21 protein-coding genes and 1 pseudogene are annotated in these 20,670 nt (G+C 60.5%); 7 read left to right on the top strand and 15 right to left on the bottom strand.

The window, feature by feature from the left end:
* Positions 1 to 191: 191 nt before the first annotated feature.
* The 6 genes from ACK4TM_RS11825 to ACK4TM_RS11800 are packed head-to-tail and all read right to left on the bottom strand — an operon-like array spanning position 192 to position 7,435.
* Positions 192 to 2,033, bottom strand: a complete 1,842-nt coding sequence (locus ACK4TM_RS11825) for a CocE/NonD family hydrolase (RefSeq protein WP_409701581.1) — start codon at positions 2,031 to 2,033, stop codon at positions 192 to 194.
* A gap of 6 nt (positions 2,034 to 2,039) precedes the next feature.
* Entirely contained in the window at positions 2,040 to 3,593 is a 1,554-nt protein-coding gene (locus tag ACK4TM_RS11820) for an ABC transporter substrate-binding protein (protein WP_409701579.1), read from the bottom strand.
* A complete protein-coding gene (locus ACK4TM_RS11815; protein ID WP_409701577.1) occupies positions 3,590 to 4,591 on the bottom strand; it encodes an ABC transporter ATP-binding protein in 1,002 nt (333 codons plus the stop codon). Before ACK4TM_RS11815 ends, ACK4TM_RS11820 begins: the two co-directional genes overlap by 4 nt.
* Positions 4,588 to 5,559 carry an ABC transporter ATP-binding protein gene (locus ACK4TM_RS11810; protein ID WP_409701575.1) on the bottom strand — a complete coding sequence of 324 codons (972 nt, stop codon included), beginning with the start codon at positions 5,557 to 5,559 and terminating at the stop codon, positions 4,588 to 4,590. The genes ACK4TM_RS11815 and ACK4TM_RS11810 overlap by 4 nt, the downstream gene beginning before the upstream one ends.
* Positions 5,556 to 6,464, bottom strand: a complete 909-nt coding sequence (locus tag ACK4TM_RS11805; RefSeq protein ID WP_409701573.1) for an ABC transporter permease — start codon at positions 6,462 to 6,464, stop codon at positions 5,556 to 5,558. Before ACK4TM_RS11805 ends, ACK4TM_RS11810 begins: the two co-directional genes overlap by 4 nt.
* Positions 6,461 to 7,435 carry an ABC transporter permease gene (locus ACK4TM_RS11800; RefSeq protein WP_409701571.1) on the bottom strand — a complete coding sequence of 325 codons (975 nt, stop codon included), beginning with the start codon at positions 7,433 to 7,435 and terminating at the stop codon, positions 6,461 to 6,463. Before ACK4TM_RS11800 ends, ACK4TM_RS11805 begins: the two co-directional genes overlap by 4 nt.
* Before the next feature lie 135 nt (positions 7,436 to 7,570).
* Between ACK4TM_RS11800 and ACK4TM_RS11795 the strand changes: the two genes are divergently transcribed.
* From ACK4TM_RS11795 to ACK4TM_RS11785, 3 genes are all read left to right on the top strand, one after another.
* Positions 7,571 to 8,467 carry a LysR substrate-binding domain-containing protein gene (locus ACK4TM_RS11795; RefSeq protein ID WP_409701569.1) on the top strand — a complete coding sequence of 299 codons (897 nt, stop codon included), beginning with the start codon at positions 7,571 to 7,573 and terminating at the stop codon, positions 8,465 to 8,467.
* 355 nt (positions 8,468 to 8,822) lie between these two features.
* Entirely contained in the window at positions 8,823 to 9,809 is a 987-nt protein-coding gene (locus tag ACK4TM_RS11790) for a hypothetical protein (RefSeq protein WP_409701567.1), read from the top strand.
* 66 nt (positions 9,810 to 9,875) lie between these two features.
* Positions 9,876 to 10,829 (top strand): alpha/beta fold hydrolase, encoded by a 954-nt coding sequence (locus ACK4TM_RS11785; RefSeq protein WP_409701565.1) that lies wholly within the window; start codon positions 9,876 to 9,878, stop codon positions 10,827 to 10,829.
* On the opposite strand, the gene ACK4TM_RS11780 is transcribed toward ACK4TM_RS11785, so the two are convergent.
* From ACK4TM_RS11780 to ACK4TM_RS11750, 7 genes are all read right to left on the bottom strand, one after another.
* The gene (locus ACK4TM_RS11780) at positions 10,796 to 11,374 is read right to left on the bottom strand and encodes a DedA family protein (protein WP_409701563.1); all 579 of its coding nucleotides are present in this window, start codon (positions 11,372 to 11,374) and stop codon (positions 10,796 to 10,798) included. The genes ACK4TM_RS11785 and ACK4TM_RS11780 overlap by 34 nt on opposite strands.
* A 79-nt stretch (positions 11,375 to 11,453) precedes the next feature.
* Entirely contained in the window at positions 11,454 to 11,672 is a 219-nt protein-coding gene (locus ACK4TM_RS11775; RefSeq protein ID WP_409701561.1) for a hypothetical protein, read from the bottom strand.
* 48 nt (positions 11,673 to 11,720) lie between these two features.
* Complete coding sequence (locus ACK4TM_RS11770; RefSeq protein WP_409701559.1) at positions 11,721 to 12,899, bottom strand: zinc-dependent alcohol dehydrogenase; 1,179 nt, start codon at positions 12,897 to 12,899, stop codon at positions 11,721 to 11,723.
* A gap of 10 nt (positions 12,900 to 12,909) precedes the next feature.
* Complete coding sequence (locus tag ACK4TM_RS11765; protein WP_409701557.1) at positions 12,910 to 13,542, bottom strand: SRPBCC family protein; 633 nt, start codon at positions 13,540 to 13,542, stop codon at positions 12,910 to 12,912.
* A gap of 185 nt (positions 13,543 to 13,727) precedes the next feature.
* The gene (locus ACK4TM_RS11760) at positions 13,728 to 14,078 is read right to left on the bottom strand and encodes a hypothetical protein (protein WP_409701555.1); all 351 of its coding nucleotides are present in this window, start codon (positions 14,076 to 14,078) and stop codon (positions 13,728 to 13,730) included.
* A 57-nt stretch (positions 14,079 to 14,135) separates the two neighbouring features.
* On the bottom strand, positions 14,136 to 14,540 hold the full coding sequence (locus tag ACK4TM_RS11755) for an HIRAN domain-containing protein (protein WP_409701553.1): 405 nt from the start codon (positions 14,538 to 14,540) through the stop codon (positions 14,136 to 14,138).
* Positions 14,537 to 15,385, bottom strand: coding sequence for a manganese catalase family protein (locus ACK4TM_RS11750; protein WP_409701551.1), 849 nt, complete (start codon positions 15,383 to 15,385; stop codon positions 14,537 to 14,539). The genes ACK4TM_RS11755 and ACK4TM_RS11750 overlap by 4 nt, the downstream gene beginning before the upstream one ends.
* A gap of 221 nt (positions 15,386 to 15,606) precedes the next feature.
* Between ACK4TM_RS11750 and ACK4TM_RS11745 the strand changes: the two genes are divergently transcribed.
* From ACK4TM_RS11745 to ACK4TM_RS11730, 4 genes are all read left to right on the top strand, one after another.
* Positions 15,607 to 16,092 (top strand): hypothetical protein, encoded by a 486-nt coding sequence (locus tag ACK4TM_RS11745; protein ID WP_409701549.1) that lies wholly within the window; start codon positions 15,607 to 15,609, stop codon positions 16,090 to 16,092.
* The gene (locus ACK4TM_RS11740; protein ID WP_409701547.1) at positions 16,089 to 16,697 is read left to right on the top strand and encodes a helix-turn-helix transcriptional regulator; all 609 of its coding nucleotides are present in this window, start codon (positions 16,089 to 16,091) and stop codon (positions 16,695 to 16,697) included. The genes ACK4TM_RS11745 and ACK4TM_RS11740 overlap by 4 nt, the downstream gene beginning before the upstream one ends.
* 108 nt (positions 16,698 to 16,805) lie before the next feature.
* Positions 16,806 to 19,043: a S8 family peptidase gene (locus ACK4TM_RS11735; RefSeq protein WP_409701545.1), complete on the top strand. Its 2,238-nt coding sequence runs from the start codon at positions 16,806 to 16,808 to the stop codon at positions 19,041 to 19,043.
* 74 nt (positions 19,044 to 19,117) lie between these two features.
* Complete coding sequence (locus ACK4TM_RS11730) at positions 19,118 to 19,642, top strand: cell wall hydrolase (protein ID WP_409701543.1); 525 nt, start codon at positions 19,118 to 19,120, stop codon at positions 19,640 to 19,642.
* Positions 19,643 to 19,661: 19 nt separating this feature from the next.
* On the opposite strand, the gene ACK4TM_RS11725 is transcribed toward ACK4TM_RS11730, so the two are convergent.
* Both ACK4TM_RS11725 and ACK4TM_RS11720 read right to left on the bottom strand, forming a co-directional pair.
* Positions 19,662 to 20,057 carry a hypothetical protein gene (locus ACK4TM_RS11725; protein WP_409701541.1) on the bottom strand — a complete coding sequence of 132 codons (396 nt, stop codon included), beginning with the start codon at positions 20,055 to 20,057 and terminating at the stop codon, positions 19,662 to 19,664.
* Positions 20,044 to 20,670 (bottom strand): annotated as a pseudogene (locus tag ACK4TM_RS11720) (cellulose synthase); the annotation flags it as partial. The gene ACK4TM_RS11725 and the pseudogene ACK4TM_RS11720, both read right to left, overlap by 14 nt.

Below are 20,670 nucleotides of genomic sequence, written 5' to 3'. Positions count from 1 at the left end.
CATGCGCAAGCAAAATGACGACAGCCCTGCGCTGCGCACAGATGCCGCTGCATCACCGGCTGCGCCCCGCGCGGCAAAGCCCGGCAAGGCGCGCCCGGCCGAAGCGCAAAGTCAGGGTGCACTCGGGTCAGCCCTGGCAGACGCCATGAAACGTCAGCAAAAGGGCTTATGACGTAACCCAGCGGGTCCGGCTATGGCTGTACATCCAGTTGCAGGCAGGAAAGATGATCCGGCCCGGCCAGAACGCTGTTGAGCGCACGACACCGGACCGGGCTCAGATCATCGCCGACCGCGTGATTGGGGTTCACGTCGAAACGCGGAAAATTGGACGATGACACTTCGATCCTGATGCGATGCCCGACCTCGAACCGGTTTGCCGTGGGATAAAGGCGCAGGGTCAGTTCGGCGACCTCATCAGGGTCCAGCGCGCGGGTCCGCTCAAATCCGTCGCGATAGCAGCTCCGCAGGATCCCGTCCGTCAGGTTCATCGCATAGCCATGCGGGTAATCGGGGTTGGGTGGATATACGTCAACCAGTTTCGCCGTAAAGTCAGTGGTGGGCCGGTCCGAGGTGACGAACAATCGCAGCGCCACATTGCCTGCGATCGTCACAGCCCGGGTCAGCGGCGCGGTTTCAAAGACCAGCACATCGGGCCGGCTGGCCAGCGGCATGCCCGGCTTTGTCGCACCGAACACATCGTCCGTTTCGCGCTGATCAAAGGCCCCGCCCACCATCAGCGGCGCGCCAGAGGTGATCGGCCCCCCGATGGTCGGCACCGGGTTCGCCGGGTCAAAGACAAAGGATCTGCTGCCCGGCGCGGCGGGTGGCGTTTCCGACAGGCTGCCCTCGCTGGTCAGATACAGATTGACCGGGCTGGTGTTTTCCGGTGGCCAGCTTTGCGCCACATGCCATGCGCCGCCGTGGAACATGCGGCCTGCGTCGGTGCGGCGCCCGTCACCGCCGCCCATGACAAAGTACCGCACCCTAGGTGCTGCGGGCATATCAGCCCCCGTGAGATGGCGACGGAACGTGTCGATGCGGAAACGTACGAAATCCTGACCTGTCCCCGCCTCGAATGTGCAGGCCTCGCCGAAATCGACGTCCCCGGCATAGCAGCGTGACCGGTTGCCATGGGTCCATGGCCCGAGGATCAGTGCGGTGTCATGGCCATGCGCGCGCAACCCGGTAAAGTTTTCCACCGCCGTCACAGCATAGGGATCATACCAGCCAGAGATATGCACGCTGGGCACCTGTCGCATCGAATGGTGCCAGCCAGCGGCGTAAAGCGCGGGGATCTTCCAGTAATCATCAAAGGTGCCATTAGTCCATTGTTCAAACAGGAACCGTTCGTAATCGGGGATCGGTGTCAGCGGCGATTGTCCTTCCGCCCAGGGCAGGCGCTGCATCCAGTCGCGCAGGTCTGTCGCCTCTAACGCGGCCTTTGCAACCGGGTCGGCAGCGGCGGCGCGTGACCGCAGGGCATGGCGAAACGCCCAAGTCACCTGTTTGAGTTCCAGCGCCCCCCCGAACCGGATGCCGCCCTGATAGGCGTTAGAAAATCCACCGCAATCGCAGATCATCGCGGCCAATGCAGGCGGGTTCAGACAGGCCGCGGCCATCTGAGTATGGGCGGAATAGGACATGCCCATGGTGGCAACCTGACCGTCGCACCATGACTGGTCTGCGATCCAGCCGATGGTGTCGAACCCATCCTCGGCCTCGCCCCGGTATTTGGTGAACCGACCTTCAGAACCATAGCGCCCACGGCAGTCCTGAAACACTACGACAAAGCCCGCATCGGTGAAAAACCGTGCCAATTCCTCGCGGCCAAAAACCTCGGGATGATCAAGCGTATATTCATTCACCCGTGCTGCGCGTTTGTCATAAGGCGTGCGTTCCAGAACGACGGGCCATGGTCCATGGCCCGCCTTTTGTGGAAAGAACACATCCGTCGCCAGCCGGACACCATCGCGCATCGGCACCATGATGTCCCGAAGCGCGTCAGCATCGGGTTTGCGGCGGGCGACAGACAAGGCGGCCTACCGCTGACGCAGGTTGGTGACCAGAGACCGGCCATCCAGACTGGGGATAAAGTCGATCTCGCCCCGCACGGCCCAATTGTTGCCTTCCCAGTAAAGCGGGATCACGGCCACATCTTCGGCAGCGATTGCGGCGGCCTCCTGCAAGGCAGCTTCGCGGTCTTCATCCTCGAATGCGTCAAAGACCCGTTCCAGTGCGGCATCGAAGGCTTCGCTGGAATAATTGAACCGATTGTTCGATCCCCAACCGCGATCTTCATCCGCGGTGCCCAGCACGTTGCGCAAAGCAAGCGAGCTTTCGCCCGTGGTGATCCCGAAGGCGACCATGAAGGCGGAAAATTCCCGGTCGGTGGCCTGCCCGAAGTAGACATTGGCCGGCACGTTTTCGACATTGATATCCAGCCCGAGCTGCGACCACATCTGACCCACAGCCAGCAACACATCGGTGTCATTGACATAGCGCCCGGCCGGTCCGTGGATCATCATCGCCCAGCCATCGCCATAGCCCGCCTCTTCCAGCAAGGCACGGGCGCGTTCGGGATCATATTCGGGCTGCGGGATATCGGGATTGTGCCCAAAGATACCTTCGGGGGCGAACTGGTTGGCGGGCGCGCCGGACTGAAACTGAATCCGGTCAACGATCGCTTCGCGGTTGATGGCAAGGCTCAGCGCCTCGCGCACGCGCTGGTCCTGAAACGGATTGCCGACCGAAGGGTCGATCATCACGGTGGTTTCTTCCAGCTGATCGAGCCCCATGTAGACCATCCGCGCCGAAGGTTCCGCAATCACGGTCAGATCGGCGATCTCGCGCAGGCGGTCCAGATCGTTGGGCGGCACGGAGTCGATGAAATCCACCTCACCCGCTTGCAAGGACGCAACCCGGCTCGCGGAATTTTCCAGAAACCGGATGTTCACATCGTCAAAATCCGGCGCATCGCCCCAATAATCCGGGTTGCGTTCCAGCACCAGATTTTCGCCCGGGCTATAGCTGACCTGCCGGTAAGGACCGGTACCGATGGCGGCTGTGCCGCGGTCGAAATCCGCGCTGGCCGCGTCACCCACGTTTTGCGACACGATATAGATCGTGGACAGGTCGGTCGGCAATCCAGGGGCCGGGTCCGTGGTGGTGATCACCAGCGTGTAATCATCCACCGCTTCGGCACTTTCAATCGCGGCCAGACGTTGGGTGAAGGGGGCGGGGCTGTTGGGCACCTGCGGGATGCGGTCGAAGGTGAACACGGCATCGGCAGCGGTGAACGGGCTGCCATCATGGAAGGTCACGCCTTCGCGCAGGGTGAATGTCCATGTCAGCCGGTCTTCCGACACGTCCCATTCCGTCGCAAGGCCGGGGGCGAAATTGCCGTCGTCGTCGATGTGGATCAGCCGGTCATAAAGCACCGCTGCCACCTGCTGGTTCTGACCTGTCGTCGCGAAATGCGGGTCCATGGATGATGGTGCGGCGGCCAGACCGGCGGTGATGCTTTGCGCACCGGCGGTGCCGGCCATAAGGGCGATAACGGCTGTCGCGCCCAGAAATCTGGAGAAATGTGTCATGGTTCAAGTGCTCCTTGTTGTGGTCCTGCAACCTTGTGGCAGGCGACGGTGCGCCCCGGTGCGACCTGCCGCAAGGCAGGCCGTATCGCGCGGCATTCCCCATCGGCCAAAGGACAACGGGGATGAAAATGACAACCCGACGGCGGGTTGAGCGGTGAAGGAATTTCCCCCTTGATCGGCTGAAACCGGCGTTTGCCGGTGGTCAGGCGCGGCACCTCGTCCAGCAGGGCGCGGGAATAGGGGTGCAGGGGGTTGGCAAACAGATCCTCGGTCGCTGCGGATTCCACCACGCGGCCCAGGTACATGATGAATACCCGGTCCGCGATATGTTCCACAACGCCCAGATCGTGACTGATGAACAGATAGGCCAGCCCCAGATCGCGGCGCAGGTCCATGAACAAATTAAGCACCTGCGCCTGCACCGAGACATCCAGCGCCGAGACGGATTCATCCGCCACGATCACCTCTGGCTTGACCGCCAGCGCACGGGCGATGGCGATCCTCTGGCGCTGGCCGCCGGAAAACTGATGCGGGTAACGGGACCGGAAATTTGGATCAAGGCCGACCTTTTCCAGCAGGTCCGCCGCGAACCCGTCCGCCTCGCGCGCGGTGATCTGACCGTGAAAGCGCGGTGCCTCGCTGATGATCCGGTCGATGCGGTGGCGCGGGTTCAGCGATGACATCGGGTCCTGAAACACCATTTGCACCTTCAATCGCGCGACAGGGTCATTGGTGGCGGGTTTGCCGTGCCACAACAATTGCCCGTCACTGGGTGCATGAATGCCCGCCGCAACCCGGCCAAGGGTGGATTTGCCGCAGCCGGATTCACCCACCAGGCCAACAACCTCGCCAGCGGCAATGGACAGCGTGACATCATCGACGGCATGGACGGTTTCATTGGGAATTTTCGCGCCCAGATGACGGGCCAGACGCACGGCGATATCCTGCGGTTTGGAAAACCGTTTCGACACGCCCTCAAGGGTCAGAAGATCGGTCATGCCAGCACCTCCTCGAATGCGGGCAGTTGATCGGCACGCCAGCAGCGCACATTGTTGCGCAACACCTGCGGCGCATCGCAACCTTCCTTGCGATAGCTGCACCGCGGCGCAAAGCGGCAGCCGATGGGCCGGTTCACCGCAGGCGGCGCGCCGCCCGGGATCTGTGCCAGCCGCGCGCCGCGACGGTTGCGCGATGGGACCGAGCCGATCAAGCCCCGCGAATAAGGATGGCGGGGATCGGCGATCAGCCCGTCGGTGGTGGCCTGTTCGACAATCTCGCCCGCGTACATGACAGCGACCTTGTCGGCAAAGCCCGCCACGACCGACAGATCATGCGTGATCCAGACAAGGCCGGTGCCGTCTTCTTCTACCAGTTTTTGCATCAGATGCAGGATCTGCGCCTGAATGGTCACATCCAGCGCCGTTGTCGGTTCATCCGCGATGATCAGATCAGGCTTGTTGAGCAAAGCAATGGCTATCGCCACACGCTGGCGCATGCCGCCGGAAAACTGATGCGGATAGGCGCGCATGCGTTCATCCGGGCTGGGGATGCCGACACGGCCCAGCGTGTCGCGGCACAGCGCCCAGGCGTCAGGTTTCGACATCTCGCGATGGGCATGGATGGTTTCAACCATCTGCGTATCGACGCGCAGTACCGGGTTCAGCGTCATCATCGGGTCCTGGAAAATCATCGCGATGCGGGCACCACGCAATTTGCGCATCTCGGGCGAGGGCAGATTGGCAATCTCGCGGCCATCAAACTTGATCGACCCGCCGACGATCTTGCCCGGCGCATCAATCAGCCCCATCACCGACAGGCCCGTGACGGATTTGCCGGACCCGCTTTCGCCAACCACGGCCAGCACCTCGCCCCGGTCAACGCTGTAGCTGACACCGTCGACCGCCTTGACCACGCCGCCGGAGGTAAAGAAATGGGTTTGCAGATTGTCGATTTGCAGCAGGCTCATGTGATGTTCCTTGGGTTCAGCACGTCACGCAGGCGGTCGCCCACCAGATTGATCGCCACGATCAGCAATAGCAGCGCGACACCGGGGAAGACGCTGATCCAGTACTGGCCTGACATCACGAATTGGAACCCGTTCGAGATCAGCAGGCCGAGGCTTGGCTGCGTTGCAGGCAGACCGACGCCGAGAAAGGACAAGGTCGCCTCAAGCGCGATCGCGCTTGCGATTTCGACCGTGTACAGCACCATCAGCGGTGGCAGGCAGTTGGGCAGCAGATGCCCGAACAGGATACGGGTGCGCGACAGCCCGAGCGATTGCGCCGCCTCGACATATTCGCGTCCGCGTTCGGACAAGGCCGTGGCGCGCGCCATCCGCGCGAATGTCGCCCATTGCACGATGATCAGCGCAAAGATGATGTTTTCGAGGCCCCGCCCCAACACCGCCAGCAGGATCAGCGCCACCAGAATCGGCGGAAACGACAGATGCAGATCGACCAGCCGCATGACCAGCGTATCGATCCGCCCGCCGAAATAGGCCGCCACCAGCCCCAGCGTCAGCCCCAGTATCATCGCCGTGGTGCAGGCGATGACGCCGACCATCAATGATATCCGCAGCCCATAGAGGATGGCCGAGAACATATCACGCCCCTGCCCGTCCGTGCCGAGCCAGAACGAGATACCGGAAAAGCCGACCTCACCGGGTGCAAGGCGGCTGTCCATGATGCTCAGGCTGCGCAGATCATAGGGGTCCTGCGGCGTGATCCATGGTGCCAGAAAGGCCGCAGCGACGATAACCACCAGCATCGCCAGACCGAGCAGCGCCAGCGGGCTTTTGCGGAAATCACGCATCACACGCCAGATCGGACGTTCAGGTGCCACGCTGGCGGCGTTTGTCGTCACATCGGTCATTGTTTCGCCCCATCCAGCCGGATGCGCGGATCGATCAGCGAATAAAGCAGATCAACCAGCAGATTGAGGATAATGAAGATCACGACGATCACGATCAGATAGGCGACGACCACGGGCCGGTCCAACTGCCGGATCGAATCGATGATCAGCTTACCCATGCCGGGCCATGCAAAGATCGATTCCGTCACCACCGCAAAGGCGATCAGCCCGCCAAAGGACATGCCGACGAGCGTGACAATCGGGATCAGGATATTGCGCAGCAGATGCACGATCACGATGCGCGGTTCGCTCAACCCCTTGGCGCGGGCAAAACGGATGAAATCCTGCGACTGAATCTCGCGCGTGCCGGACCGGGCCAGCCGGATCACCAGCGCCAGATGGCCAATCGCCAGATTGATCGCAGGCAGGGCCATATGCTGCAGGCCGTTCAGGGTGAACAGGCTGGACCGGATGCCCAGAAATTCGCCAACCTCGCCCCGGCCCGACACCGGAAACCAGCCGAGCATTACCGAGAACACCATGATCAGCATGATCGCCTGCCAGAAATTCGGCACGCTGAACCCCAGAATGGACCCCGCCATGACCGTCTGGCTGCCGATGGTGCCGGGGCGCAGACCGGCATAGACACCCAGCGGAATCCCCAGCACCACAGCGATCATGATGGCGGCAAAGGCCAGTTCCAGCGTCGCGGGCATCCGTTCAAGGATCAGGCCCAGTGCGGGACGGTTATAGACAAAGCTGTTGCCGAAATCGCCTTGCACGACATTCCCGAGAAAGATGAGATATTGTTCATGAAACGGGCGGTCGAGACCCAATTGAGTGATCAGCAGGGCGCGTTCTGCCTGTGTCGCCTCGGGCGAGATCAGGATATCCACCGGGTTGCCCACGGCAAAGATGCCGGTGAAAACCAGAAACGACATGACAAGGGCCAGAAACGCAGCCTGCAAAAGACGCCTGATAACATAGACCAATGCTGTTCTCCCCTTGCTGTGTCTGACCGTCCTCCCGGACGGGATAACACGCCCATTCGAATCAAGGATCGACTTTTCTTGATTTCGTTGCAATCTTATGATGTTTTGTCATTAACCTATTTGCAGGATGAATAGATGGATCTGCGTCACATCCGGGCTTTCAAGGCGATCATGCAAACCGGATCAACGGTCGAAGCAGCAAGAATGCTTGGGGTTTCGCAGCCTTCGGTCAGCCGTCTGCTGGCTGAATTCGAGGCCGCGACAGGCGAACGTCTGTTCACCCGTACCAATGGCCGGCTGACCCCGCGCGATGCAGCGGAGCTGATCCTGCCGGACGTGGACCGCACATTGGCGGGCTTCGAAGGGCTGATCAGCAACGTGGACCGCACTGCCCTGCCCTTGCGCGTGGCGGCCCCTGCGGGCGTGATCACGCAGATCATCGCACCCGCAGTCCGCCGATTGCTGGTAGACCGGCCGGGGCAAAAGGTCGTGGCGGAAATCATGTCCTATCATGATGTCATCGCGGCGGTGGCGTCAGGGCGCGTCGATATCGGTTTCGTCAAGGCGCCGGTGGAACACCCGGCCATCAACATCGTGCCGCTGGTCACCGTCGGCACCGATGTCGTGCTGCCCGAAGGTCATCCGCTGGTCGCCAAAGACCAGATCACCCCGCAGGATCTTTACACCGCGGACCTGATCCTGCTGGGGCGCAACCGGCCCTTTCGCGCCCAGCTTGACCAGATCTTCCTGCAGGCCGGGATACGGATGGAGGTGTTCATCGAAACCCAGGCCGTCAGTGCCGCATGTCGTTTTGTGCGCGAAGGGCTGGGGATCACGATTGCCAATGCCTTGCTGGCGCGGGGCGAGGCCGGGAACGACCTGATTTGCAGGCCCTTTGTAAATGCGCCGCGACACAGCTTTGCCCTCGCCTCTCTGAAAGAACCTTCGCGGCCCAGGATGCTGGCGACTTTTTCGGGGCATGTGCGCGATGTCACCGGCGAAATACTGGACAGTAGCGGACAATCACACTGACGCCGGGACCGGCGCAGTAAAGCGACCGGCCATCACGCATCGGTGCCCAAAAGTGACGCGATGTGACGGCGGGCAGTGATGTCGCGGAGTTAATCCATGTGGTAAAATAGTGTTTCAGGCTGTATCAAAGTCACAAAAGAGCATGGCAAAGCGTTCGGCTTGTTATTCAAAAACCGGCAAGACACCCGCAGGGGCATAAAAAAAGCGACCTGAACATTTGACTTATTCCCGCGAACCGCGCCCGGATTCCTGTCCTTCATCTTTGCCAATGCCGATGCGGCCCGCGCCGGGACCGGTCTATCCGCAATTCAAAAGACGTGTTTCTGAACGGCTTTTTTATCTGGTGCCGTGTTTGATGTGGCTGACACTTTCGCTACGCCACGCCAGCCTGACCTTGCCCAGTGCTGCTAATCCCGCGCTGGATGCCGGTGGGCTTTGGGGGGAAAGCAAATCGCAGGGATTGTCGCTTTTCGGCCCGACGGGTCAGCGATTTCTGCCTCCCTACGCGATGGTTGACTGCGTGCCGGGCATCGACAGGATGCAAACGGCGCTGGCGCAGATGAAATCTGCAGGTCTGGACTTTCCGGTCGTTGGCAAGCCTGACCGTGGCTATCAGGGCTGGGGCGTGCGGTTGCTGCGCACGCCCGAGGATCTGGCGCAATATCTGGCGCTGCAACCGGACCATGCCTCGGTCATGCTGCAAGCGCTGATCGACATGCAAGGCGAGGCCGGGGTGTTTTACATTCGCCCGCCCGGCGCGGAAAAAGGCCGCATCGTATCGATGGCTTTCGTCTATCCGCCGCATGTGATCGGCGACGGGCAGCACAGTGTCGCCGAACTGGTCGCGCGCGACCCTATCCTGCAGGCCAATGCCACGATCTATCGCGAACGGCAGCCGGACGCTTGGGATCAGGTGCTGGCGCAGGATGCCTTTCACGTCCTGACGAATGCCCGCAGCGCCCGGCTTGGTGCGGTTTACCGTGATGGCCTGCCAGAGGTGACGGAAGCGCTGCAAGCGGTCATCGATAAAATCTCGCGGGAAGTTCCTGATTTTCACTTCGGCCGGTTTGATATCCGGTTCCGCAGCCTTGCCGAACTTCAACAGGGTCGCGGTTTTCGGATCGTGGAGCTAAACGGCGCTGGTGCCGAGATGCTGCATATCTGGGAAGCTCAAGGCACGCTGATGGGCGCATGGCGATGCCTTTGGTGGCAATACAGGACATTGTTTTCCATCGGTGCAAAGATGCGTCGCAAGGGCCACCGTCCGGTCGGCCTTGTCGGCATGATCAGATTGCAACGCCAGCAGGAAAGACTGCGACGAAGTTACCCACCCAGTTCTTAGCGCACACGCGAAAGTGTGCTTGCGCGGGCGTTGCGCCGCGCGCATCCTGCAGCGCCGATTGCCTTGATGAGTGAGACAGAAATGAGCCTTGATCTGCCCTATTGTCCGCCCCCCGGCGCAATCATCGAAATCTTCGCCGAAGAACAATCACTGGCAGCCGATGTCGTTTCGGCGCTGCTTGAACCCTTTCAGCCGCTGCGCGAACAATTCATGGCCATCACGGGGCTTGGGCTTGATATCGACGCGGAGGGCGTAGATCAGTCGCTGCGCCGCCTGCGCACGACACCGGCAGGGATGATGGCGCAGCCGCTGTCGGTGCTCGCCGCCGGTCATCCGGACGGGGCGCGGGTGATATTCATTCACGGCAGTCCGGGTCTGGGCGAAGAATGGCTGCCATTCCTGACCGATGTGCCGCAGGGGCAACTGTTTCTGGCACCTGATCGCCCCGGCTTTGGCGAAAGCGGCGACATACCGGTGACCGATCTGCAGGCGCAGGCGGATGCGCTGGTGCCGCTGCTGGGCAGACAAGCCGATGCGCCAGTGGTTCTGGTAGGGTATTCCTATGGCGGGCCGGTCGCGTTGCGACTGGCGGCGGATCACCCTGACCGGGTCGCCGGGCTGTTGCTGATTGGTGCCGCCGCTGACCCGGGGTTGGAGGAAATTCACCCTTTGCAGGAAATCGCGGCGCTGTCCTTTTTCGAACAGCTTTTGCCATCCGAACTGGCCAGTTCCAACGCCGAGCTTTTGCAGCTGCGGGACGGGCTAGAGGCGCTGGCCGACGATCTGCCCGATCTGCACCTGCCCGTGATCATGGCACAGGGCACTGACGATAATCTGGTGCCGGCGTCAAATGTCGATTATCTGCGCGCCCAGCTTGCCACCAGCCCTGCAGCGATCATGATCGAAGGGGCCGACCATTTCCTGCCATGGAGCCATCCAGACCTTTTGGTGCAAGCGTTGGATTGTTTGCTTGATGACGCCCGCATCTATGCATCCGGTGGCGCGTTCCCGACCAGATAACGCCTTGCGACGGCCCTGCCGCCCCATAGCATGACCAGCAACACGCCCGCCCCGAAAAGCCATGCCCAATTGCCAATCCAGTCGATCAGAACCGATGACAGACCAAAGGCACCGTAGAACAGCGCCAGAACGTAGATCAGCGCAATAGCGGCGTTGATCAGCGCAAACCGCACAAAACCTACGCCGAGAAAGCCGCTTGCCACGAAGATGGGAAATAGCAGCCAAGGGATAATTCGCGCGATTAGCCCGGCAACCAGCGTGTTGCGTTGCAAAAGGCTGCGCCCCAGATCGATCCGCGCAGGCGACACCCACCGGGCAATTCGCCTGTTCCGCACGGCCATCACACCAATTCCGTAAAGGCACCAGTCACTGACGATGATCCCACTGGCAATCGCAGCCAGGGCCAGACCTGCGGGCAATTCACCCGAGGCGGCAAGCCCCGCAGCGATCAGGATCGCCGCCTCTTCCAGCACGAAAGTGGCAAGAAACAGCAGCACGACGAGAACCACAGGATTCCCGACATTGTCAGCGATCAGATTTTCCACGGTTCTCACTTACGTAAACTGGATCATGCCGGAACGGATAGCATTCCCGGCCCGCCCAATGAACCAGTTTTCCCCCGGCTTAATAATTTCCGGGCGGATCGCTTGCCGGAAAGGATTCGTCGCCCTGTTCATCGACCACATCCCAATCGGGTGGCGGGGAGGCCATTGTCTCCGGCCCCGCAGGCCGGATTTGGCCCGTGGTCGCGGCGGGGTGCCTCAGGCGCCGCAGGCCCGCAGCAATCGTTGGCAACGATAGCGCCAACAGCGCCAGTTTCCACATCTTTTGTTTACGTAGCATTCCAGAATAATCCTTGGCTGGCGTTTCGACGCTACAACCGGCACGCCTTCACATTGTTCCGGGCTTAAGAACCACCTTGGTCCATTCATTCTGATTGTTGCGGAAATTGCGATATCCTTCCGCCGCTTTTTCTAGCGGCAGCCGGTGCGAAATCAGAAAGGTTGTATCGATCTCACCCTCGCCGATGCGGTGCAGCAATTCCTTGAGATACCGCTGGACATGCGTCTGACCGGTTTTGATCTGCAAGCCTTTTTCCATCATCGCGCCAAGTGGAAACTTGTCCAGAAATCCGCCGTAGACCCCGGGGATGGAAACCCGGCCGCCCTTGCGCACCGCCATGATCGCCTCTCTCAGCGCATGCGCGCTGTCTGCGCCTATGCCGACGGTCTGCTTGACGTTGTCCATGATCGTATCAGGTGCAAAGCCGTGGCTTTCCATGCCCACGGCATCGATCACGGCATCGGGTCCGATCCCACCGCTCATTTCCATCAGGGCTTGCAGCACATGAGTTTGCTTGAAGTCGATGACCTCGGCCCCCAACTGCCGTGCCAGGGCAAGCCGGGTAGGGTATTCGTCGATGGCGATCACCTTGGCGGCCCCCATGATCAGCGCAGATTGAATCGCGAACAACCCCACAGGCCCACAGCCCCAGACCGCGATTGTATCGCCGGGTGCGATCCCGGCGTTTTCTGCAGCCATCCAGCCGGTGGGCAGGATATCGGAAAGGAACAATACCTGTTCATCGTCGAACCCTTCGGGGATGACAATCGGCCCGACGTTCGAAAAGGGAACGCGCACATATTCGGCCTGACCGCCCGGATAGCCGCCCGTCAGATGCGAATAACCAAAAAGCCCGGAAACGGCGTGACCATACAGTTTTTCCGTCATCTCCTGTTTTTCGACCGGATTGGAATTATCGCAGGCCGAAAACAGTTGCTTTTCGCAAAAGAAACACTTGCCACAGGATATCGTGAAGGGAACAACCACGCGCTGGCCCTTTTGCAAAGTGCTGGCAGGGCCGGTATCCACGACGCGGCCCATGAATTCATGGCCGAGGATGTCGCCGCTGGTCATGCCCGGGATAACGGCGTCGTAAAGGTGAAGATCCGATCCGCAGATCGCGGTCGCGGTAACTTCAATGATGGCATCTGCGGGGTTGACGATTTCGGGGTCGGGAACGGTTTCCATTCTCACATCGTGCTTGCCGTGCCAGGTCAGTGCGCGCATTGGGATTACCTCAGGTGTTGCGATTGCGGTTTGTGGCGATCTCGCCGGTTTCCATCAGCATTTTCAGCCGCTTCAGTTCCTGCCGGCCCTGCAGGGCCGGTTCCGCCAGAAAGGCCTTTGCGATCCAGCGACCGATTTCACCACCGGGCGGGACATAGGCGATGCGGGCCTCGACCTGCGTACCGCGATTGCCGGGGGCCTCGCGGAAACGGACACTTCCCTCGGTGTCGATCTGGGACTGCGGCGTGGACCGCCAAGAGATGAATTCGTTTTCGCGGTCCTGCACGATGCGGGTTTCGACCGTTACATTGTGATTGGCCGGGCCTTTTATCACCCAGCGGGTCAGGTCGCCATCAACGTCAACACTATGCACGTTCGCCATGAACCTGGGCAGATTGGTGAATTCGCGCCAGAACGCGTATAGTTCTGCGCGCGGGCGGGCGATAGTGACGGTCCTTCCGGTCACCGCATAATCCCCGAACCGGGCACGCCTTGTGGTATGACGCGGCGCGTCATCTGCGGGATGCGCCTGTTGCTGCGGCCGGGCCAGGTAAAGCAAGCCGCCAGCAACTGCAGTGCCCACTGCGAGCAGTTTCCAAAGATCCGCACGGGACGAAGAATGGCCTTTCGTCTGCATATTCATTCGGTGTCTCCTTGATCATTCAACGTCGTCGTGTCGTTGTCGTCCTCATCTGAAACACCGGCTGGGATGGGATGTTCCCGTCAGTTACGCGGCGGCCCCGATGCGCAGCTTCAGGTCGCGGGCCTGATCAAAAAGCCCGCAAGCAGCAGCTTGCGGGCTTTTGTGGCTCAACCGGCAGATAAGTGTCAGTGCCGTACCGTGTCTGTGCGTTTTGTCAAAACGACAACAACCACCTCCAGTATCCCGACAAGCACATGCGGCCACCAGATCACATGGGCATAGCCCAGCAGCCAGGGCGATACCGCCAGAAATATCCCCGAGACGACATCCACGCCCAGATGGACGTTCAGGGGGATCACCTTTGCCAGGCTCAATTCATAGCTTGTCATCAGGCTCATCACGATGATGGCCACACCGATCAGCTGCGGCAGCCATTGTTCGACCCCGCCGGTGGCAAAGCCAAAAATATAAGGCGCGAGGATCAGAAGCGCACCGGTCAGATAGTCGATGATTCCGTGAGTTCGGGTATCAATCATGGTCTTACTCCGCTTTGTCAGTTCATGGTCAAAAGTCGTATCTCGCGGCTGCGTGCATCAGGCAGAGACGAGGCTTATTGCAATCTTGATATCCGGCCTTGGCCCACCCGGCTGCAGGCTGGTCAACTGCGCCGTAAACGCGAAACCGGCATCCATCAGGTTCTGTAACGTCTGATTTGCGACGCGCGGGACATAGCCGACCTTGGCACCATCCGCGGTCCACACGGCCACGGCCCGCGGGTCATAATCGTTGTCCGGCTCCCGCACGAGGGCAAGCGACGAACCGATGGAAAGCTGCCGCCCCGCCCGCGCGATCATGCCAGGTGTCGTGCCGGTGACATGAGTCTGCAGCACCGGCACGGCCTTGGCCGCTACCGGCCCCGCGGCCGCCCCGGCGGGCGCTGCTGCGGCAACCGCCACGCCTGCGCCCGCAACAAAGCCACGTCTTGACAGCGTGTTCATTGTCCATCCTCCTGATCGTCAAGCTGCACATTCTGCCCGTAGCTGCCCGGCCGCGCGGGACGAAGAACGGGGACCTCGCCCATCGGTTCCATCGGGCGAATGCTGAATTCGCCGCCCTGCCCATCGACCGAGGGACCCTCGCTCCAGCGCCCGCGCGGCGGTTCGGCACCGTCTGCGGTAAAGCCCAGATAAACGTAGTTGAAATCCTGATTTTCGGCCTCCTGCGGAAAGGAATTCGGCACGGGCATCTGCGGGCCTTCTTCCTCCAATTCCTCGATCACGGCCTTCCACTGGTTCTGATGCATCGTGTCACGCGCGATCAGATAGGACAGCATATCGCGCATCCCCGGATCGTTGGTCATGTGATAAAGGCGCGTCGCAAGCAGACGACCGGTGCCTTCGGCAGTGACGTTGGCATACATATCACCCGCAATATTGCCCGAGGCATAGACATGGCTCATGTCGAAGGGCACGCCATCGGCATCCGCCGGAGTCGCAGCAAGGCCCGCCGACAGAAACTGACGGAAATTACGCCCGCCCATGATCGCGCCGACGGCGGCATCCTGCGCGCCTTCCTCTTGCAGGGCGATGGGCGCCCCTTCGAGGTTCAGCGCCACGGCGGTGGCCAGCATCTCGATATGGCCCAATTCCTCGGCGGCGGTGTTCAGCAGCATGTCGCGGTATTTGGCGGGGCCACGCATACCCCAGGCCTGAAACATATATTGCATCGCGACCCGGATCTCGCCTTCGACGCCGCCGATCGCTTGCTGTAATGCGCGGGCAAAGGTGGGATCCGGGGTTTCGACGCGCACAGGAAACTGTAATCTGTAATCAGTATAGAACATTTGCGTTCTCCTTTATGTGGCGGGCATGTTCAGATGCTGCAAAACAGCGCAGGCGGATCAATGTTCCAGTGAATACGTCGCAAGGGTGGATGAACCTGCATTCAACCTTGCGGATGAATAAGCCGATTTCGATCACAGGTTTGATTGGCACAGGTCGTCAGACCTGCCATCCACAATGGCGAAGACATGAAAAACATGTCGCGCCAAAGGATGATAACACGATGAAACCGGCCTTATGTTTCGCTGCATTGACCCTCGTCGTTTTCAGCACGCAGGCCCCTGCGCAATCTGTCCCGTCTCAGCGCGATAGCCATGCGGATTTCCAGACGGTGCAGGCGCGCACGCTTGACGACGTGATCGTGCAACTGGAATCCGCAGGCTTTTCGATCGACGATATCGGACGTACTTTTCTGGGGCGTATCCGCATCACTGCCAGCAACCAGACGATGATCCGCGAAATCGTGATGAGCCGCGCAACCGGCGAAATCATGTCGGATGTTGCCAGGGTGCGCGAGGCTGATGCTGCCGGGCCGTCGCACACCGGCAGCGCGGCAAGCAACGGCGTGGCGGGCGGGAATCCCCGCAGGGCAGGAGAAACCGGATCGAGCACCCGCGGCAGCGGCTCCGATAATCGGTCAGGCAACGCGCGCGCGTCCGGCAATTCCGGAAACAATGCTGGTGCGGGCGCTGGAAACAGGTCAAATTGAACCACCCTGTCCGCGTAGATGTTCAATTTGCGTGGATACCCTCTGCTGACCGGGAACCGCGCATGCTTGACCGAAGAATATTCAAGAAGCACACGGTTTTACGCCTCGTCATTCTTTTGACGCTGCAAACAATCTGTGCGGGATTTTTTATCATTGAACTCGCGACCGATGTTTTGGGAATGCGTCATTGGGCAGTCAGTTGGGTAACGCGGGAATTGCTGCAGATCGGGGCGAGCGTGGGTCTGGTGCTGGGGGCGATCGCATCTATCGCGCTTTTGCGGCAGACGTTGCAGCGGGTCGATATCGTCGAACAGCAGGTGCGCGTCGCCTCCGGGCTGTTTATCGATGTGCTGCACGAACAGTTTCTTGCATGGGATTTAAGCCCCGCCGAACGGGAGGTCGCGCTTTTCGCCGTCAGAGGATATTCCAACGCTGAAATCGCGCAAGCACGCGGCAAAAGCGAAGCAACGGTCAAAACGCAATTGAACGCGGTGTTCCGCAAGGCGGATCTGTCGGGGCGCACCGCGCTCGTGTGCCATTTTATCGATGTCGTGCTGCAGAATATGCCTTTGGAGGCGCAGGCTGCCGACCCCGTCCCGGATTGATTGATATTCCGCAGGCTGCTGGCGTGGCTTGCGGACAAGTTTGTTCAGTTAGTTTTGTTGCCAGTTCAAAGTGGATTATCCACAAAACAGCGTAGCAAAGGTCCCAGAATGAAGAGATCGGTCAGTCTTGTTCTTATCGCTCTTCTGGCGGCGTGCAATTCCGACAAGGATGGCGGCACCGGCTCATCCATAATCGTGACTCAAAATCCGGGCGATGGCACAGATGGCCCGATCACCGGTGGCAGTACGACCGGGGATTACCCGTACCCGTGGAACCGCTATTTTGTGACCGAGTTTGACGAAATCAAGGTGCAGCGTATCCGGGATCTGCCCGGTTTCATCGCCAATAATTTCCGGTTCAGGCTCCAACTTAAGGACCATCCCACATACGGTGGCCGAGGCGAATATGTGGAATCGAACCCACTGGCTGCGGCGCGGCTTGACTATGCCCTCTCCACCGGTCTGAGCGGGGCGGGACAGATCGTGTCGATGATCGACAGCGGCATACGGATAACGCACGAACAATTCGCCGGCAAAAAGATCTACACCTCAGGCGGCGCGATGCCGGGCGGTGATTTTCACGGCACGGCGGTTGCCTCGGTGATGGCAGGCACTGGGACAAACGGCGGCACCTTGGGCTTTGCGCCGGGGGCGGACATTCACCAGGGTTATCTTGATTTTGACTCGTCGCTCAGTTGGGCCGCCCTTGGTGGCTATATGACAGACGCCGCATCACTGGGCGCGATTGTTTCGAACAACTCCTGGGGACTGAGCGATCTGACCGTGAAAGACCAGAACGTGGCTGCCTATTTCCAACACTCGGGCCGCAAACCCTATGTTGACGGGCTGCGCGAGTTCGCGACAGGGGGCGTCATCGTTTTTGCGCTGCAGAATGACTATCTCGCCGATAGTGCCAGCCTGATCGCCGCCTTGCCGCTGGGCATCCCGGAACTGGAATCCAACTGGATCAGCGTCGTGAACGCGATCCCCACCTTCAACGATACGCGTATCGAAAGCGCAGAGCGGATATCGACCGCATGCCTTGAAACCGCACGTTTCTGCATGACCGCGAACGGGCAGATCATGGCCGCATCCGAAACCCGCGACGACAGCTACCAGATTGCTGTCGGGGCGTCGTTTGCGGCACCACAGGTTTCGGGATCAATTGCGTTGCTGGCAGAGGCGTTTCCCGATCTGGCCGCCTCGCAACTGCGTGACAGGCTGCTTGCCACTGCGGACAACAGCTTTTTCAAGCACACCGACTCGCTTACCTTCGCACCGGGGATCGCGCATGGCTACAACACAGAATTCGGGCATGGTTTTCTGAATCTGCGCGCGGCCTTGCTGCCCATCGGACAGGCAGAAATACCCATGGCCAATGGCCAGTCGCTTGACCTGGGGACTGCGGCGATCACGTCTGGTTCTGCGACGGGTGACGGGTTGGCGCGGTCATTGGCAAGCATGAGTGTGGTATCGACCGATCAGCTATATGGCAGCTTCAACCTGTCCGCCGATGTGCTGGCCGGTGCGACCGGTCGCGCTGATCCGGCCCTGACGGCCTTGTCGGCGGCGATCCGTCCCGCCATGGCCACCAACCGCAGTAATCTGAACGCCGCGATCCGCAGCGGCGCCAACCTGGCCGGCCACCAGGGTGCCTGGACCGACCCGACTGGCGCAGAGATTTTGGGCGGTGCCCATGTCCAACTGACAGCCGCCGACAGCCCCCTTGGCCTTGCCGTGATGACGGGCGAGGCAACGACCGGCATCTTCCTGCATCAGACCTTCGACCTTGCGGGTGGCAGCCTGCAGGTCGGGGTCGCGACGATGCGCACCGACGGGTCGATCATGGGGGTCAGCGTTCCGCGCTACAGCGGTGAGGTCACGTCCCTTACCAACGCGCTGCATATCGACTTTGCATCCACAATTGCGACCAACACCGCGCTGCGTTTCAATGCGGAAACAGGCTATGCGAATGGCGATGGTGCGGGCATGGTCCGGGACTTCAGCACGATTTCTTATAATCGCGTCGGTTTCACCGTCGAACGGGCCGACGTCGGACAGACCGGCGATGTGCTGGCGGTCTTCGCGCGGCGCCCCTTGGGGATCACACGTGGATCGGCCGATATGGACCTGCCCGTGCAATTCGCCACCGGCGAAACCAGCTTTGCGACGCGGCGAGTCAGCCTTGCACCGGTCGAACGTCAGCTTGATCTGGGGTTTGAGTACAGCGCCCCGATTTCACGCAGCGGGAATCTGACGCTTGGCATGATGCATAGCGACAATGACGGCAACGTCGCCGGGCGCAGGGCGATGTCGGGGTTCGTCGGGGTTCAGTTCAGTTTCTGATCTCTGGTTGATGTTGGCCTGTTCACCGATTACCCATGGGGGTATCCTGCGCCGGAACCTGATCTGGCGAAACGATGAGAGAGATCAGATTGCCGCTTTCCTGCACCCGCCCCCGGATCATGCTTGCCCTGGGCTTGCTCTGCATCGCTGCAGGCTGCGGTTCGGCCCGGCATGCGCCGTCCTCGGATGTCGATTGCATGGCGCGCGCGATTTATTTTGAATCGCACCGGTCCAGCCGCGACGGGATGATCGCCGTGGGCAGCGTGGTCATGAACCGCGTGCAATCGCCCGCCTTTCCCAATACCATCTGCGGCGTGGTCAGCCAGAAAGGCCAGTTCGCCCCCGGCGTCATGACCAAGCAGATGGGCAGCCGGTCAACTCCCGCCGTGATGGCCGCGGCGCAATCGGTCATCCGCGGCGAACGGCATCCGCAGATCGCGAACGCACAATTCTTTCATGCGGAATGGTATCAGGCGTCCTTTAACAATATCCATTATGTCGTGACGACGGGCGGGAATGCATTCTACGAAAAGCGACGGCCCGAAGCTGTGACAGCGCGCAGACCACTGCCCGCGACCGAAGGGCTGACCAGGCGGTGATTGCCGCACCCACGATTGTCTATAGCGCGAACACGCTGCGGCAAAGGGCGATGGCATTCAGCAGGACCGGATCGCTCGGCACTGTCGCTTCAACATCAGCCACGGTTTGCGCGGCTTCCGCAGCCAGCGCGTCAAAATCAGCCGCGTCCTGCGTGCCGGCAAGCGACAGCGCGATCAGCAGGCGCGCCTGATCCATCGGGGCAGCAGTCGCCGGATCAGGCGCCAGCAGACGCGCCCGTGCCAGATCGTGATCCAGTGGCAGGGCGGGTTCGGCAAGCGGATTCACCGTCAGCGTCGCAAACTGCGCGCCCAGTTCAAGCTGTTCCAGTTTCACAACGACCGCTGTCGATACGATCAGCGCCAGTATCCAGCCGATCTGACCGCGTGCCGCGTGCAAGCCGCTATGTTTTATCATGCTGATAGCCTTCCATCACGGGTAAATCGAATGTGGGGTCCGGTTGCCAGAATGCGGCGCGAATGATCAGACCCAGCGACATCATGTTATTCGCGCTCCAGAATGTATTCACGATCATCGCGCCCAAAGTATAGCCCGACACGCCAAGGGCGAACAGGCTCCAGCCATAGACAAGCGCGGCAAGGTTCACCACCACAAGCAGGATCTGCCAGCGCACCAGCTTGAGATAGCGGCCCGATGCGCGATCCTTGGGGGTGACCGTGAAACTGATCTTCTGGCCGCGCAGCACCGACCACAGCGCCTTGAGCGTGAGCGGGAACATCGCCAGATACCAGCGCCGCCCCTTCATCACCGGTGTCCCCCACAGGCCGATCATCTGCGCCATTTCGTTCAAAAGCAGAAACGGAATGATGTGCAGAAAGAAATCAAGCGAATAGGTCGCTACCGGTGCCACGCCGGAAAACAGAAAGATGATCGGCGCAAGCAGAAAGACGATATTCCACAAAGGCGACAGATAGGAATAGAATGTCATCGCATACATCAGCTTTTGCGGGATCGTCAGACCGCGCCGGAAAAGCGGGTTGTCATTGCGCAGGATATCAAGCGTACCGCC

The sequence above is a fragment of the Yoonia sp. genome (assembly GCF_046292185.1).
Lineage (GTDB): Bacteria > Pseudomonadota > Alphaproteobacteria > Rhodobacterales > Rhodobacteraceae > Yoonia.
Note: the sequence above shows the minus strand (reverse complement) of the source record. Positions and strands in the feature narration are given on the sequence as shown.

Bases quoted from the DNA above. Each gene is read 5' to 3' on its own strand.
- ACK4TM_RS11820 (WP_409701579.1), bottom strand. From the start codon at position 3,593: ATGACACATTTCTCCAGATTTCTGGGCGCGACAGCCGTTATCGCCCTT.
- ACK4TM_RS11815 (WP_409701577.1), bottom strand. From the start codon at position 4,591: ATGACCGATCTTCTGACCCTTGAGGGCGTGTCGAAACGGTTTTCCAAA.
- ACK4TM_RS11810 (WP_409701575.1), bottom strand. From the start codon at position 5,559: ATGAGCCTGCTGCAAATCGACAATCTGCAAACCCATTTCTTTACCTCC.
- ACK4TM_RS11805 (WP_409701573.1), bottom strand. From the start codon at position 6,464: ATGACCGATGTGACGACAAACGCCGCCAGCGTGGCACCTGAACGTCCG.
- ACK4TM_RS11795 (WP_409701569.1), top strand. From the start codon at position 7,571: ATGGATCTGCGTCACATCCGGGCTTTCAAGGCGATCATGCAAACCGGA.
- ACK4TM_RS11790 (WP_409701567.1), top strand. From the start codon at position 8,823: ATGTGGCTGACACTTTCGCTACGCCACGCCAGCCTGACCTTGCCCAGT.
- ACK4TM_RS11785 (WP_409701565.1), top strand. From the start codon at position 9,876: ATGAGTGAGACAGAAATGAGCCTTGATCTGCCCTATTGTCCGCCCCCC.
- ACK4TM_RS11775 (WP_409701561.1), bottom strand. From the start codon at position 11,672: ATGCTACGTAAACAAAAGATGTGGAAACTGGCGCTGTTGGCGCTATCG.
- ACK4TM_RS11770 (WP_409701559.1), bottom strand. From the start codon at position 12,899: ATGCGCGCACTGACCTGGCACGGCAAGCACGATGTGAGAATGGAAACC.
- ACK4TM_RS11765 (WP_409701557.1), bottom strand. From the start codon at position 13,542: ATGAATATGCAGACGAAAGGCCATTCTTCGTCCCGTGCGGATCTTTGG.
- ACK4TM_RS11760 (WP_409701555.1), bottom strand. From the start codon at position 14,078: ATGATTGATACCCGAACTCACGGAATCATCGACTATCTGACCGGTGCG.
- ACK4TM_RS11755 (WP_409701553.1), bottom strand. From the start codon at position 14,540: ATGAACACGCTGTCAAGACGTGGCTTTGTTGCGGGCGCAGGCGTGGCG.
- ACK4TM_RS11750 (WP_409701551.1), bottom strand. From the start codon at position 15,385: ATGTTCTATACTGATTACAGATTACAGTTTCCTGTGCGCGTCGAAACC.
- ACK4TM_RS11745 (WP_409701549.1), top strand. From the start codon at position 15,607: ATGAAACCGGCCTTATGTTTCGCTGCATTGACCCTCGTCGTTTTCAGC.
- ACK4TM_RS11735 (WP_409701545.1), top strand. From the start codon at position 16,806: ATGAAGAGATCGGTCAGTCTTGTTCTTATCGCTCTTCTGGCGGCGTGC.
- ACK4TM_RS11730 (WP_409701543.1), top strand. From the start codon at position 19,118: ATGAGAGAGATCAGATTGCCGCTTTCCTGCACCCGCCCCCGGATCATG.
- ACK4TM_RS11725 (WP_409701541.1), bottom strand. From the start codon at position 20,057: ATGATAAAACATAGCGGCTTGCACGCGGCACGCGGTCAGATCGGCTGG.